Genomic DNA, 14,520 nt, shown 5'->3' with positions numbered 1-14,520 from the left:
ATTTTATCTTCTTTTTTGAATTTTTTGTGGTAAAATAATCTTATGACACTATTAAAGATTGCTTCGATTTTATTTATCTTTTTAACTTTGATTTTAACCACTATTACTGTGCGAGTTTTTCAATTAAGAAAATACGGTTTAAACTTTGCGGACTTGGCTTTTCCGCTTTTTGTTGTGGAATTTTATATCATTTCAGACAAGGCCTACTATCATAGCTTGCTGCCCCAGCTGACCCTAGCTCTCTCAGTTCTCGCTATCGCCATTACCATCTATTTTCTCAAGAAAAAACGAAGCTTCTACTACCCAAAGTTCTTCAAGTTCTTCTGGCGGGCTGGATTTCTTTTGACCTTCTTCATGTACCTAGCCATGGTCATAGGACTCTTTTTGTAACAATGTAAAGCAATAAAACCCATCGGTTATTAGATAGCCGATGGGTTTTTCATATGCGGGACTTACAAGTCATTCTTTTACCGAGAAAAAAGGGCCTTCCGATGCTCCTAGTCTTATTCGTGAATCTCTAAAGGCAGGCCATCCGGATCAAAGAAGAAAGCCATCTTACGACTGTCGAAGTCGTCATAGCGTAGCTCGGTATGAGGAATCTCCAAACGATCAAATTCCTCCAGCATTTCTTCGACATTCGTCACTCGGAAGGCCAGATGCCGCAAACCAGTATGTTCTGGAGCAGGCAAGGCTGGCCGCTTGGGTGCTTCTTCCTTGATAAAAATTTCCAGAGTCAGATTTCCCTTGCGGACATTAAAGAGAATATCATGCTTGTCCGGCCGGTGGTGCTCATCCAGCTGCTCAAAGCCTAGCTTGTCCACATAAAACTCCCTGAACTTGGCATAATCATGACCGATGATAGCTATATGGTGAATGGTGTCTAGTTTCATACCTTCTTTTCCTTTCCTTGGAATAAGTAGAGAAAATCTGCTGGCTGACTGCTGGCAGATTTGTTTTTATCAAATAATTATCTTACTGGCAGACTAGTGAAATTAGAATCAATTAGTCTGCAAAACTTTTCTTGGCTTTGTTCCTTCGGCTGGTCCGATAACGCCAGCCGCTTCGAGTTCTTCCATAAGACGAGTGGCCCGATTAAAGCCGACCGAGAGTCGCCGTTGAATCATAGATGCGCTGGCTTTCTGAGTCTCGATAACCAAGGCCTTGGCTTCTTCAAAGAGAGGATCACCTTCATCGTCGCCCCCGCCAGTATCCAAATCACTTTCAGATACTTCACCAGGATCAAAGCTATCGTCATAATCAGCTTCAGCTTGGTTCTTGACAAAGGCAACAATTCGCTCCACATCTTCATCTGAGATAAAGGAGCCCTGCAAACGAACCGGATGGTTTTCATCAATAGGCTTAAAGAGCATGTCTCCTCGACCCAAGAGCTTTTCTGCCCCATTTTCATCCAGAATGGTCCGACTGTCTGTCCCGCTGGACACAGCAAAGGCAATCCGAGAGGGTACATTGGCCTTAATCAGACCGGAGATAACATCTACAGATGGTCGCTGGGTAGCCAGAATCATGTGAATCCCAGCCGCACGCGCTTTTTGTCCCAACCGAATAATGGCGTCTTCCACTTCCTTGCTGGCCACCATCATAAGGTCAGCCAGCTCGTCCACGATGACAACGATTAAAGGCAGGGGAACTTGCTTGTACTCTGATTGGGCATTGTACTCGGCTACTTTAGCATTGTAGCCAGCAATGTTACGGGCACCGACCTTGGAGAAGAGTTCATAGCGGTTTTCCATCTCGTCTACAACCTTCTGGAGGGCACGGCTGGCCTTGCGAGGATTGGTTACGACTGGGATAAGCAAGTGGGGAATGTCATTATAAACAGACAGCTCCACCATTTTAGGATCCACCATCATAAACTTGACTTCATCCGGTCTGGCCTTCATGAGAATGCTGGCGATAATGCCGTTGACAGCCACAGATTTACCAGAGCCAGTAGAGCCTGCTACCAAGAGATGGGGCATCTTAGCCAAGTCAAAGGAGCGGACAGAGCCGTTGACAGCCTTCCCAAGTGGGATTTCTAGGAGCTTGCTGGCATCCGTCTTCGACTGTTCCCAAAGTTCTCGGAAAGTCACGGTCGCAACTTCAGAATTGGGTACTTCAATCCCGACTAGGGATTTCCCAGGAATTGGTGCCTCAATCCGTACATCCTTGGCAGCTAGGGCAAGAGCCAAGTCATCAGCCAGATTGGAAATCCGATTGACCCGAACACCAACAGCTGGCTTGACCTCGTACTTAGTGACGGAAGGTCCGATTTCAGCCCTCTCAACAGCAGCCTTTATCCCAAAACTAGCAAAGGTCTCTTCCAAAATTTTAATATTGTCTCGGACAATGCGTTTTTCTTTGGACTGATTCTTAGGCTTGTCGGGCGCAAAGAGGTTGATGGTCGGCAGCTTGTAGTCCAGACTTTCCTTGGCAGTAAAGTCCACTTCAACGTCTACATCTGTCTCGTCCATCTCTTCTTCGCGACCAAAGTCCAGAGGCTCATGAGGATCATACTCTCCCACTTCCTCATAGTCTGCCTCGTCAAAGTCCACAGCTGTATTTGACAAGTCCTCGTCATCTAAAACCTCTCCTGTTTCAGGATCGACTTCAGCTTCCTCTTGCTCTACTTCAATGGCTTGCATAGCTGCCTGTGCAGCTTTCTCTTCCTGCTCCAGGAAACGGAGCTGACGCTTTTCTTCCTGCTTCTCTCTCCAATTTTGAAAAGCAGCCATAGCCTTTTCTGAAATATCATAGATAGACCAAGGGCTCATAAGCAGACCGCCCAAAAGAATGAGCAGCAGGCCGAAGAAATAGGAGCCGATATTTGAAAAAAGGAAAGAGATAGGCGCGTATAAGAGAGAGCCCAGCAGGCCGCCTCCCGCGAAGGAGCTAACCTTAAAGGCTGTCAGATCAGTCAAGACCCTGCCTAGAGTTGTGGATAAGACAGATGCCCCTTCTAGCTTCAACACACTGACAAAATAAGCTTGGAAAATTAACTCCAATCCCAAAAAGAGGCTGATAAATCCTGAAACCGTCCCTTCGTGCTTGTGCAGCCACTTGAAAAAAAAGAGATAGCCAAAGCTGGCCAGAATAGCCAGATAGGCTAAGCTTCCCACCAAGAGGCGAATCATATTATAAATGGTGACCCCAAAGGCGCCCAGCTTTATCGCTGCAAACAAAAGAATAAGAGCCAACACAAAGGTGGCAATCATTCTCTTTATTGCTTTTTGTCTTTCTAATTCTGCTTTTGTCGGCCGGCGAGTTGTCCGGCCTTTTTTCGTGTTTTTCTTAGTTGCCATAACCCTTATTATACCATATTTGAGCCTTAGATGAGAAATCTTTTATCTAGATCAGAAACAAAAAAACTTATTTATCCACGCAAAAAGAACTGGGCTAGCCAGTTCTCATTTCACTATCACATAATTCTTATTAAGCCTCTGGCATAACCGCCCAGGCAATCAAGTAAGCCAAGACACCTGTACCTGCTGCACAGCAAAAAACAATACAAAGAATACGAACCAAGGTTGGATCTAAATCAAAGTAGTTTGCGATACCAGCACATACACCAGCGATTTTTTTGTTGTTGACATCTCTTGTCAGTCTTTTCTCCATGGAAAACACTCCTTATTATTTTTACACTGTTTATTTTACCATAACATCTCTCAATGCACAAGTTCGCCTGCTATTAAACTCTCTCTTCAGATAAAATTTAATTACATCAAGATGAATTTGTTCACTCTACCATACTTTTAACAAGTCCCAGCAAAACTCTTGTTCTTGTGTTAGAATATAAGGAAATTCTAATTAATTAACAGTAAAAACATATCAGGAGGAAGATAATGCGAGCCGGAGTCATTCTTTTCAATCCCCAAACCAAGCAAATACTGCTCATGCACCGCTGGAAAAATGGAGAAGAGTATTTTGTGATACCGGGCGGCGGAGCCGAGTCAGGTGAGACTGCAGTCCAAGCAGCTCAGCGAGAAATTCAGGAAGAGCTAGGTTGGAGCTTGTCTGAAAAGCAACTGCAGCCAACCTTTACTTTCAGAAATGGCCAACGCTTAGAAATCTATTTTCGTGCCACTATCAGCCATACATCGGCCCCAATGATTCAGGGCGAGGAAGCCCTTCGCAGTCATGCCCAGAATCTCTATCAACCTGAATGGTTAGACATAGAAGCAATTTGCGGCCTAAACATACGGCCATCAGGACTTAAAAATCTGCTTCTGGATTGTCTGACACAGGAGGGTTTGAAAAACTAGCCTAATTGTAGTAAAATATCAGTAGTTTACAATCTAATGCGAGAAAGGTTTTATATGAAAAAAATTCTTCTTATCAGCCTCTTATCAGGACTTGTCTTGGCTGGCTGCTCTGGTAAAGGCAAAGAAGAGGAGACTACTAGCTCCTCCAACTCATCCAGCAGTTCCTCTCTAGTGAGCTCTAGCTCTGATCCAGAGGAAACCAGCAAACTCCGTGAGCAATTCAAGGATGCCATGACCAACGAAAATGCCAACTTCCCGCAGCTATCTACAGAAGTTGCAGAGGATGAAGCGGAAGTCAAGTTGGTAACGACTGAAGGCGATATCCGCATCAAGCTCTTTCCAAAACAAGCCCCACTAGCCGTTGAAAACTTCCTGACCCATGCTAAGGAAGGCTACTATGACGGCGTTTTATTCCACCGCGTTATCAATGAATTTATGATTCAGACCGGAGATCCTAAAGGCAACGGCACTGGAGGCGAGTCTATCTGGAAGGGAAAAGACAAGTCTAAAGACTCTGGAAACGGCTTTAAAAATGAGTATTCTCCATATCTTTATAATATTCGTGGCGCTCTATCCATGGCCAATGCAGGCCCTGATACCAATGGCAGTCAGTTCTTCATTAACCAAAGCAAGAAAGACCTGTCCAGCCAAATGTCTACGGATTCTTTCCCAGCTAAAATCATAGAAGCCTATAAAAACGGTGGAAATCCTACTTTAGATGGCGGAGCTTATACCGTCTTTGGCCAAGTGCTGGAAGGGATGGATGTGGTGGACAAAATCGCTGCCGCAGAAACAGACGATAATGACAAGCCTAAAAAAGATATCAAGATTGAAAAAATCGAGATTATCAAGGACTATGACTTCAGCAAATAAGCTTGCTGCCCAACCAATAAAGGAGGGAAATCAATATGATTATCTGGGGATATAAAGGTTATCAGAAAAACTCAGGTCAGACCCAAAGCAATATCGAGTGTGCCAACTGCCACAACGTCGCACCTTGGGACATTATTGAAACCGGCCGAAAGTTTACACTCTATTGGATTCCAACCTTTCCTTACGGTAGAAAACATTACCTCACCTGCCCTGTCTGTCAGCATGGTAAACAGATTGAGAAGCAGGAAATCGAGCAGTTTTTGAATTATTAGTATTAAAAATCGACTGAGATACATCTGCTCTCAGTCGATTTTTTGTAGGAGTAAAATATCAAGAATAGGTGTCTCATCCTTAAGCTATCTTCAAGAATGAGCTTCCCTTTCTTTGATAAAAAAATTTCTCTTTCCTAATCATCTTTCAAATTCCTTCACCAATCACGATTACTCATTTAGCATGGCGTCCCTTTTTGTTCCGTTTGCGATAAACAGCTGAGCGCAAACCTGTTTTACGTCGTAGCTCAGCTCTTTTTTTCTTACTCCTGCTGTAAAGAACAATCAAAATAAAGATCAGCAAAAGAAGGATGATAGCTATATAAAGCCAAGGAATCACGTTCGTCCTCTTCTTGCTTGATTTGGAAATCTTCTCCTCATTCGGAACTCGGTGACCTCTAACCAACAAGCGGTGACTATTTATTCCGTAAGGGGTACAGGTAACTAGTGTGCAATAATCCTGTTCTGGGTCAACGCTCAAGGAAGAAATATCATCAGGCTCAACTGTCAAGGTCTGATCCACTTGATAGGTGATAGTCTTTCCCAAGACATGGATCATAAATCGATCGCCGTTTTTTAATTTGTCAATGTCAGTAAACAGCTTAGCTGAAGGCAAACCTCGGTGGCCTGATATGACTGAGTGGGTCCCTTGGCCACCAACCGGCAGTGAACTTCCTGGAATATGTCCAATTGCTACTTGCAAAATAGCATCATCCGTCCCATGGTAAATGGGAAGGTTGGTTCCTAGCGTGGGAATTTCCACATAAGCCATAATGCCAGTCCCTGTAACATCTAATAGGCTATTGTAAGTATTTTTTTCTTCCTCTGAAAGACGATAGTTAGGGACAACTCCTTTTTCAAGGGTTTGGTTATAGAATTCTGCAGCCGCTCTCATCTCATCTGCTTTACTCGTGTCAAGCTTTTCTACTTTATTCTCATAGTTTGAAATAGCTTGCGACTGATGATAAGAGTTCCAAAGTTCACTTACAGTAGGGTAGAGCAACAATCCTATCCCACTGACTAAAAATAAAATTAGTAAAAAATTAATAAGGTGTTTTTTCATAACATTTATTCAGTCGCACAAGAAAGGAAAAGAGATAGTATACTTCATCTACCTCTTCCTTTCTCCCTAAGATTACCTAGAGTCAGCGCGTTTCTTGATAATAAATAGAACTCCAGCACCAAGAACTAGGCTTGTTCCGATTAGGTAAAGAATGGTTGTTCCAATTCCACCTGTGTTTGGCAGAAGAGCACCTCGCTTATTGACCACTTTCAGGGTGATTACACCAGTATTTACATTAGAATCAAATGTCGCGGTCGCTGAAGTTGCTGTCAGATTTGTCAAAGCTCCTGTGGAGTCGATTGTACCTGAAATGGTAAACTCGACATCTTTCATAGCATTGTAGCCCACTGGAACTGTACTTTCCACAAGCTTGTAGTCACCCGAATCCAGCCCCATAAAATCAAATCTGCTGTTTGATCCAGCTTCAAACTTTTTAATCTCAGTGTATTGGTTATTAACCTTCTTATAAAGAGTAAATCCTGCACCAGCAAGAGCTGCTTGGTTTTCTTTGACCTTATTCACTGTCAGCTGGTAGGTATAGACATTTGCCTTGGTTTCAGGAGTTTCAGTAGTTGAAGAATTATTTCCATTTGGATCATTTGAATAGGTCAGGCTAGCTATATTAGGATTTCCTACCCCACCCATTATAGGATAATTGTTTAAACTTGCAGTGTAGCGAACGACAATCTTACTAGATGCTGTAACTTCTTGATTGCCTTTAAGATCACCAGCAGTTATCGTAATGACATTGCCTGTATAGGAAATTGGGAAAAATGTTGAAATGTCTTTTTCAGTTCCACCTTCTTTTAGATAAACTCGAGCATCATTATTATAGGTCATTCCAGCAGGAATCGTATCCTTGATTGTAAATACATATTGCGGAAATTCAGCATAGTTGCTTGGAAGAGTTGCGGTAATTTGGAAAGGAATATTTTGTCCAATTCTATATTCCGTCGCTGCAGTATAATTTTGAGAGCCATTAGCTTGAACTTGTTTTGTAAGAGTTGGAACATCTGCTTTCACGGCTACAGTTGTATCCTTGGCCACTTGCAGCATAAATCTAGTATAGGCTTGACCACTTCTATTATCCAATGATCCCCGACTATCCTTAATAAGATAGTAACCAGGTTTTAGTCCTGAAATGGTTGTCGTACCTTGCTGGGATTTAACGGTTGTTACACCTGAACCTGATAAATATTGATTCAATTCTTGGGCAAAGGCTTTAGCCTCCGCAGAGTCGTTTTGCTTACCGTTTAAAGAAGCTGCTTTTTCAGATGCATCTCCAAAATGAGTTCTACCTGCTCCAGTAACCCCAGGTCCCCACTCGATATTGGTCAAGGTGTTGCTAGCATCTAAAGTCCCTGAAAAAATATGATAGACTTCATAAGTGTGACCAGTTGTCGTTCCGGTCAGTTGGATGGTGTAGGTCGTTGTATCAGCTGATACGACCGGTAGCCCCGCAAAAGTCAGGATAAAGACCAAGACGGTCATCAATAGTTGTTTTAATTTTTTCATTATAATCTCCTTTGAGGAGGGAGATGAATTAAACGTTCATCACTTCCTCTAGTTCTCCTTTTATTTTGTTGAAACACGTTTTTTGACTACAAAGAGCACGCCTGCTCCAAACACAAGACTTGTGCCGACTAGGTAGAGAATGGTTGTTCCGATTCCACCTGTGTTTGGCAGAAGGGCTCCTTGCTTATTGACCACTTTCAGGGTAATAATACCCGTATTGACATCGGTCTCAAATGTCGCGTTTGCTGAAGTTGCTGTCAGGTTTGTCAAGGCTCCTGTGGAGTCGATTGTTCCTGAAATAGTAAACTCGATATCTTTCATAGCATTGTATCCTGCAGGAACTGTACTTTCAACCAGCTTGTAGTCACCAGAATCAAGCCCCTTAAAATCAAAAGTGGTCTCAGAGCTAGCTTCAAACTTCTTGATTTCAGTGTATTGTTTATTGACCTTCTTATAAAGAGTAAATCCTGCGCCAGCTAAAGCTTGTTGATTTTCCTTTACCTTATTCACTTTCAGCTGGTAGGTGTAAACCTTGGCTTTACTATCAGGTGTTTTTGCTGTAGAATTAGAATTTTTTTCGTTTGGCTCGTTTAAATAAGTCAAATTCACTTTGTTTTCATTACCAGCTACCCCAGTGATAGCCTTATCTCCCAGCGTCACACTGTAACGAATGATAAACTTACTAGAAGCTGTTATTGTCACATCGCTTAATCGATCTAGATAGTAATGAGCAATAGTCAGTTTAGTGCCATCACCTTCATAATTGAGACCAGATTGAAACTTACTTGTAACATCTGTCTCTTCATTGCCGTTTTTTAGAATAATCTGAGCATCGTAATTATAAGTCAACCCTGGCGCCATGATATCATCGACGACCAATTGATAGGAAGAATAGTCAGCATAGTTGCTCGGCAGAGTTGCTGTTAGCTCAAAGTAAACCTTGTCGCCAATGGCATAGTCAGTCGCTGAAGAGTATGTATTGGAGTCACTTGCCTTCACCTTTTTAGTAATGGTTGGAGAACTTGATTTTATGACTACATTAGTATCCTTTGAAACTAGTAACATAAAACGAGTATAGCTTTCTCCTTCTTTACCTGCCAATGAATTATATCTATCTCTAATCAAGTAGTAACCCGGCTCTAAGCCAGAAATAGTTGTTGTTCCGTCTTCACTAGAAACTACCTTAGTAGGTCCGTACGTTAAGTATTGGATGATGTCTTTTGAAAAAGTCTTTGCTTCTTCAGAGTCATTAGCTTTACCACTGAGGCTGGCAGCTTTCGCACTTGCTGTCCCCATGTAGAATTCAATATTCGCCTGATTAACTGCCGAGCCCCACTCGATATTGGTTAAGGTGTTGCTAGCATCTAAAGTCCCTGAAAAAATCTGATAAATATCGTAAGTGTGACCAGCTGTCGTTCCAGTCAGTTGGATGGTGTAGGTCGTTGTATCAGCCGATACGACCGGTAGGCCGGAAAAAGTCAAGACAAAGGCTAAGACCGCCATGACTAGTTGTTTTATTTTTTTCATCATAATCTCCTAATTGAGGAAGAGACTGATTTCCCGTTCAGTTCTTCTGATTTTATCCTATTTTTTATTCACTCTTTTCTTTAACATCCATAAGATTCCTGCACCTAGCACAAGCCCTGTACCGCTCAGGTAAAGGATAGTCATTCCGATTCCACCAGTGTTTGGCAGAAGAGCTCCTTTTTTATTGACAATTTTCGTAGTAAAAATTCCATTTGTCAATTCATAAGTAAAAGTTGCTCTATCTGAAGTTGCTTGAATAGCGGTTCGGGTAATTGGCAATGTCGGATCGTAGGTTGCTCGTAGCCTAAACTCAATATCCTTCATGGCGTTGTAGCCTTTTGGAGTGATTGTTTCTACTAGTTTATAATCCCCAGATCCCAGTCCTTTAAATCCCGAGAAATTACTTCTTTTGTATTCTTGTGTAGATCCAACCTTTACATACTGATCGTTTACTTTTTTATAAAGAGTAAACTCTGCTCCTGGAAGAGCTCCTCCTCTTTCATCCACCTTATAGACATTAAGTTGGTAGGTATGGATCTGAACTTTGCTTTGGGGTGTTGTCCCGATTGATTTTGCCAAAGCCGTATTAGGGTTATTAGAAAAGCTTAGACTAGCCACATTCATATTAGTATTGGCACTGGCATGTGTTGTTGCATATTGATTCAGTTGAGCAGTGTAGCGAACCACAATCTTACTAGAAGCATCTACATTTGGCACCTGTCTCAAATTACTAGTTGCTATGGTTAGATTACGAGACGATTCTACAGAAATATTAAAATGGTCAGTTATCAAGCTTTCTTCATCACCGCGTTTTAGATAAACTTGCACATCATTATTATAAGTCAAACCAGGCATTAAACTATCATTAAAAGATAGCTCATACTCAGAATAATCATCCAAGTTCCTTGGAAGTGTTGCCGTCAGTTGGAATGGAACCATGTCACCGATGGAATAATCCGTTATAGTCGTTTCCTCTCCCGTCGTACTTGACTTGGTGACCTTAGTAAGACTAGGAACATCAGACTTGATTGCTACTGTCGTATCTCTTGCCACCTGTAGCATAAAACGAGTGTATGTCTCATTTTTTTTGTATAAGGTATTATTTACTTCCTTAATCAAATAGTAGCCTGGAGCCAAGCCAGAAATGGTCGTTGTTCCATTTTGTCCCGATACTGTTTTTCGTCCACCACCAGATAGGTACTTGGAAATTTCCTGAGCAAACTCTTTTGCTTCTTGCGAATCATCCCCTTTGGTACTTAAAGAGGCTGCTTTGTCGGCCGCGTCTCCAAATCTTTTTTTACCTGAATCCCAAATCCCCGGAGCCCATCTGATATTGGTAAGAGTATTCGTGGCAGGATCGAGGTCTCCAAGAAAAATTGGATGAGCTTCGTAAGTATGTCCTGTTGATGTCCCAGTCAGCTGAATGGTATAGGTCGTGTCTGCGGATACGACCGGTAGGTCGGCAAAGGTCAAGACAAAGACCAAGACTGCCATAACCAGCTGTTTTATCTTTTTCATAATAACCTCCTAATTATTTCTTCACTCAAACTTGATCTTCGAGGTATCCCATTCCTCTTCAAAGCTTTCGTGATTTCCTATCTTTTTCTTTATTGAAATTTCCTATATCGTTTATTTCGGACAATCAGCCAAATTGCTGATCCCAATGTGATGACAGAGCCACCCCAGAGGTATAAGAGGGTTCCATTCCCACCTGTTTCTGGAAGGACATATTTTTTTATAGGTGTCGGATTGCTCGTCCTATTTGTTTCTAAAGAGAAGAGGTCAGTTGATACCCTAGCTGGGCTTTGAAGAATGTGCCCATCTACATCCTGATCCACTCGGACTTTAAAGGACACTTCTACTGTCTCCTCTGGTGCCAGCCTTCTTCTCCAAGTTAATCTCCTATTAGCAAAGTCATCATATACAGTTGAACCATTGACATAGTCCGTATGTTCAGGTAGTTCATCTGTAATGGTGACATCCAACTCCCTATCGCTGGTATTCTTGTAGATAATTTTATAGGTTAGAACGTCATTGGCCTTGACTTCTTGGTTATCAATATTTTCATTATTTTTATTGAAGACTTCTTTTCTTGGCTTTTCGTATTCTTGAAAATTCCATATTCCAGTGAAAAGTACATCTTGATTTTGAATCGTGTCAGATTCTTTATCATAGTTTTGGAAAACCCAATTTCCTTCTGAAATACTGACTAGTCTTTTATTCCCTTTGGGGGAATCCGGTGTAACCGTCGAACCATTTTCTAGGTCATGTTGATCTTGCGGTAGCAGATTCAAAACTTTTTGAGGAAGAGATTTATCCTGAGTTCCACTTTCAAATTGGTAACTTTTCTTGTAGTGCACATTAGTTGTAACGATTTCTGATGAAACAGGGATATTATCAATTTCTTGTGTGACCCTATTTTCAATAGGCGCTCTATTTTGTAAAATGTTATCGTTTGTTTTTGTCTTGTATATAATAGTAAATTCTTTCCCAGCATTGCTACTGGTCAGGTGCTTGGCATTGATTGCCACCGTTACCTTTTGTCCATCTCTGGCCAGTGTATAGTCAGCACCTTGGGTCAACGTCCGACCGTCCAATTGAAGGGTCAAGCTCTGAAAATCCAAACGATTGTCCAAAGTTTCAACCATCTGCATTGAAGATAGAGAACCAATGACGTCCTTACCAGGGGTTGGCATAGGAAATTTGGCTGTATAATTGAGAGATTCTCCAGCAAGGGCAGGAAGCTTATCCTTTGAAGCCTGCTTCACTGGTGCCTTTGGAGCCTCTGTATAAAAGCCAAACAAACCGCCACTACCTGCCGTCGTTGTAAATTCAAATCGAACGGCGTTAGTTTCAGAACGAACCGCAAATCCTGAAACATTGTGTTCATCACTATCTCCCTGCGTACTCCTTGTAGGGTGCCATGTCGTTTTATTGTCTACTAGAGTTTCATTAAGGGCATAGGAAGTGTTTTTTACGATTTTATTTAATGCTATATCTTTATCATATATTGAAAAATTTTCTTCTCGACCGAGTGCATTATAGACCACATCAATATCAGACGGCAACATGACCATCTTTAGATCTGTGGGCGTTCCGTCCTGATATCTCAATTCTGCAGTGACATCCGTATCCAGAGCAAAGCCTCCATGCATATCATGAGTAAGAGTTGGATGCGGTGGCCAAATATAGTCCATAATCTGGATGGATTTGCTTCCCCAGTTTTCATCCACTGTCAGAAAGGGGACAAGCGTCTTATTTGGATCCTGGTAGTCTGCATTTCTCTGAACCAGATGAGTATCTATACTATGGAAGGTCACATAAACATCAACAGCCTTGCCATTAACAATACCTGCATTGTTAAACCGCAATTGAATGGGGCTATTAAAGGTTTGCTGAGTTTGGTTTTTATCTACTCTTAACGAGAAGACCGTACTTTCTTTCCAGTTTCCATTAGCTGGGATAAAATCCCTTTCGACCGAGGCGCCTTGACTTAGGACCTCCATATTATCCTGAGTCAAGGTAAACTGATAAATATCAAGCGTTGATAGATTCGTGTTTTCAGTAAGCTCCGTAACAGCATATACTGCTGAAGAAGAGAGCACAAAAATAAAAGTCAACCCAAATAGAAATGACTTAACATATTTTTTCATAAGGTATTTCATAATAATTTCCGTTTAGTCTTCAAAAAAAACTGCTTATGGATATACTAGCAGTTCTTTACATATTTGTCAAGGTGTCTAAATGAAATTGAGCACCTTTTAGACTTGAAATTTTTCTTGAATATTAACTTACAATTTGATTAAAAACAATGCTCTTAAGTCAACTGGTTAAAATCCCAGATCTGGTCCATCCAGCCTTCATAGAAATCAGGCTCGTGACAGACCATGAGGATACTGCCCTTGTATTCTTTCAGCGCCCGTTTGAGTTCCTCCTTGGCATCGACATCCAGGTGGTTGGTCGGCTCGTCCAGCACCAGAACATTATTTTCTCGGTTCATGAGGAGGCAAAGGCGGACCTTGGCCTGCTCTCCACCTGAAAGGACTTGAATCTGGCTCTCGATATGTTTGGAAGTCAGGCCACATCTGGCCAGAGCTGCTCGGACTTCTGCTTGGTTAAGAACCGGAAAGGCGTTCCAGACTGCTTCCAGCGGTGTCTGACGATTGCCGCCTTCGACTTCCTGCTCGAAATAACCCAGCTCCAGATAGTCCCCGCGCTCGACTTGACCTGCGATAGGCGGGATAATCCCTAGCAAGCTCTTGAGCAGGGTTGTTTTCCCAATTCCGTTTGCCCCGATGATAGCCACCTTCTGATTGCGTTCAAAGGTCAGGTTAAGGGGCTGGGTCAGCGGTCGGTCGTAACCAATCTGCAAATCTTTGGCTTGGAAGATAAAACGGCCAGGTGTGCGGGCAGGCTTGAAGTCAAAGGTAGGCTTTGGCTTCTCACTCTGCAGCTCAATAATGTCCATCTTATCCAGCTTTTTTTGGCGGGACATGGCCATATTACGGGTCGCTACGCGGGCTTTATTACGAGCTACAAAGTCTTTGAGGTCCGCAATTTCTTTCTGCTGCCGCTCGTAGGCTGCTTCTAGCTGAGATTTTTTCATCTCATAGACCTCTAAGAACTGGTAATAATCACCAGAATAACGAGTCAAGTGCTGATTTTCCACATGATAGACGATATTAATGACGTCATTCAGGAAAGGAATATCATGCGAGATCAGAACAAAGGCATTTTCATAGTTCTGTAGATAACGCTTGAGCCAGTCAATGTGCTCCGCATCCAGATAGTTGGTTGGCTCGTCCAAGAGCAAGATATCCGGTTTTTCCAGAAGCAGCTTGGCTAAGAGAACCTTAGTCCGTTGCCCACCAGATAGCTCCGTTACATCGCTTTCCATCCCGTAGTCCATGACACCTAGAGCCCGTGCGACCTCGTCAATCTTGGCATCTAGGGTATAGAAATCTCGGCTCTCCAAGCGGTCCTGCAGCTCGCCCACTTCTTCCATCAGGGCATC

At 42.4% G+C, this 14,520-nt stretch carries 13 protein-coding genes; 4 read left to right on the top strand and 9 right to left on the bottom strand.

The window, feature by feature from the left end; genetic code table 11:
• The first annotated feature begins 42 nt into the window (after positions 1–42).
• On the top strand, positions 43–390 hold the full coding sequence (locus RP262_RS06895) for a DUF3397 domain-containing protein (RefSeq protein ID WP_002897148.1): 348 nt from the start codon (positions 43–45) through the stop codon (positions 388–390).
• 113 nt (positions 391–503) lie between these two features.
• On the opposite strand, the gene RP262_RS06890 is transcribed toward RP262_RS06895, so the two are convergent.
• From RP262_RS06890 to RP262_RS06880, 3 genes are all read right to left on the bottom strand, one after another.
• The gene (locus tag RP262_RS06890; RefSeq protein ID WP_311154683.1) at positions 504–890 is read right to left on the bottom strand and encodes a VOC family protein; all 387 of its coding nucleotides are present in this window, start codon (positions 888–890) and stop codon (positions 504–506) included.
• A gap of 108 nt (positions 891–998) precedes the next feature.
• The gene (locus RP262_RS06885) at positions 999–3,299 is read right to left on the bottom strand and encodes a DNA translocase FtsK (protein WP_311154682.1); all 2,301 of its coding nucleotides are present in this window, start codon (positions 3,297–3,299) and stop codon (positions 999–1,001) included.
• A gap of 130 nt (positions 3,300–3,429) precedes the next feature.
• Positions 3,430–3,612 carry a PspC domain-containing protein gene (locus RP262_RS06880; protein ID WP_002897145.1) on the bottom strand — a complete coding sequence of 61 codons (183 nt, stop codon included), beginning with the start codon at positions 3,610–3,612 and terminating at the stop codon, positions 3,430–3,432.
• A gap of 227 nt (positions 3,613–3,839) precedes the next feature.
• Here RP262_RS06880 and RP262_RS06875 point away from each other — a divergent pair, with 227 nt between their 5' ends.
• The 3 genes from RP262_RS06875 to RP262_RS06865 are packed head-to-tail and all read left to right on the top strand — an operon-like array spanning position 3,840 to position 5,404.
• Positions 3,840–4,259 carry an NUDIX domain-containing protein gene (locus tag RP262_RS06875; protein ID WP_311154681.1) on the top strand — a complete coding sequence of 140 codons (420 nt, stop codon included), beginning with the start codon at positions 3,840–3,842 and terminating at the stop codon, positions 4,257–4,259.
• 54 nt (positions 4,260–4,313) lie between these two features.
• Positions 4,314–5,132 (top strand): peptidylprolyl isomerase, encoded by an 819-nt coding sequence (locus tag RP262_RS06870; protein ID WP_311154680.1) that lies wholly within the window; start codon positions 4,314–4,316, stop codon positions 5,130–5,132.
• Between the two features lie 35 nt (positions 5,133–5,167).
• The gene (locus RP262_RS06865; protein ID WP_311154679.1) at positions 5,168–5,404 is read left to right on the top strand and encodes a zinc-ribbon domain-containing protein; all 237 of its coding nucleotides are present in this window, start codon (positions 5,168–5,170) and stop codon (positions 5,402–5,404) included.
• A 172-nt stretch (positions 5,405–5,576) separates the two neighbouring features.
• Here the strand turns inward: RP262_RS06865 and RP262_RS06860 are convergent, their stop codons facing one another.
• The 6 genes from RP262_RS06860 to RP262_RS06835 all read right to left on the bottom strand — a co-directional run.
• Positions 5,577–6,464 carry a class C sortase gene (locus tag RP262_RS06860; RefSeq protein ID WP_311154678.1) on the bottom strand — a complete coding sequence of 296 codons (888 nt, stop codon included), beginning with the start codon at positions 6,462–6,464 and terminating at the stop codon, positions 5,577–5,579.
• Positions 6,465–6,536: 72 nt separating this feature from the next.
• A complete protein-coding gene (locus RP262_RS06855) occupies positions 6,537–7,979 on the bottom strand; it encodes an isopeptide-forming domain-containing fimbrial protein (RefSeq protein WP_311154677.1) in 1,443 nt (480 codons plus the stop codon).
• Between the two features lie 60 nt (positions 7,980–8,039).
• Positions 8,040–9,506, bottom strand: a complete 1,467-nt coding sequence (locus RP262_RS06850; RefSeq protein ID WP_311154676.1) for an isopeptide-forming domain-containing fimbrial protein — start codon at positions 9,504–9,506, stop codon at positions 8,040–8,042.
• 57 nt (positions 9,507–9,563) lie between these two features.
• On the bottom strand, positions 9,564–11,024 hold the full coding sequence (locus tag RP262_RS06845; protein ID WP_311154675.1) for a SpaA isopeptide-forming pilin-related protein: 1,461 nt from the start codon (positions 11,022–11,024) through the stop codon (positions 9,564–9,566).
• An 89-nt stretch (positions 11,025–11,113) separates the two neighbouring features.
• Complete coding sequence (locus RP262_RS06840; RefSeq protein ID WP_311154674.1) at positions 11,114–13,159, bottom strand: Sgo0707 family adhesin; 2,046 nt, start codon at positions 13,157–13,159, stop codon at positions 11,114–11,116.
• Between the two features lie 164 nt (positions 13,160–13,323).
• The coding region (locus RP262_RS06835) for an ABC-F family ATP-binding cassette domain-containing protein (RefSeq protein WP_311154673.1) at positions 13,324–14,520 on the bottom strand (1,197 nt) is incomplete at its 5' end.

Source organism: uncultured Streptococcus sp. (genome assembly GCF_963456385.1).
GTDB lineage: Bacteria > Bacillota > Bacilli > Lactobacillales > Streptococcaceae > Streptococcus.
Note: the sequence above shows the minus strand (reverse complement) of the source record. Positions and strands in the feature narration are given on the sequence as shown.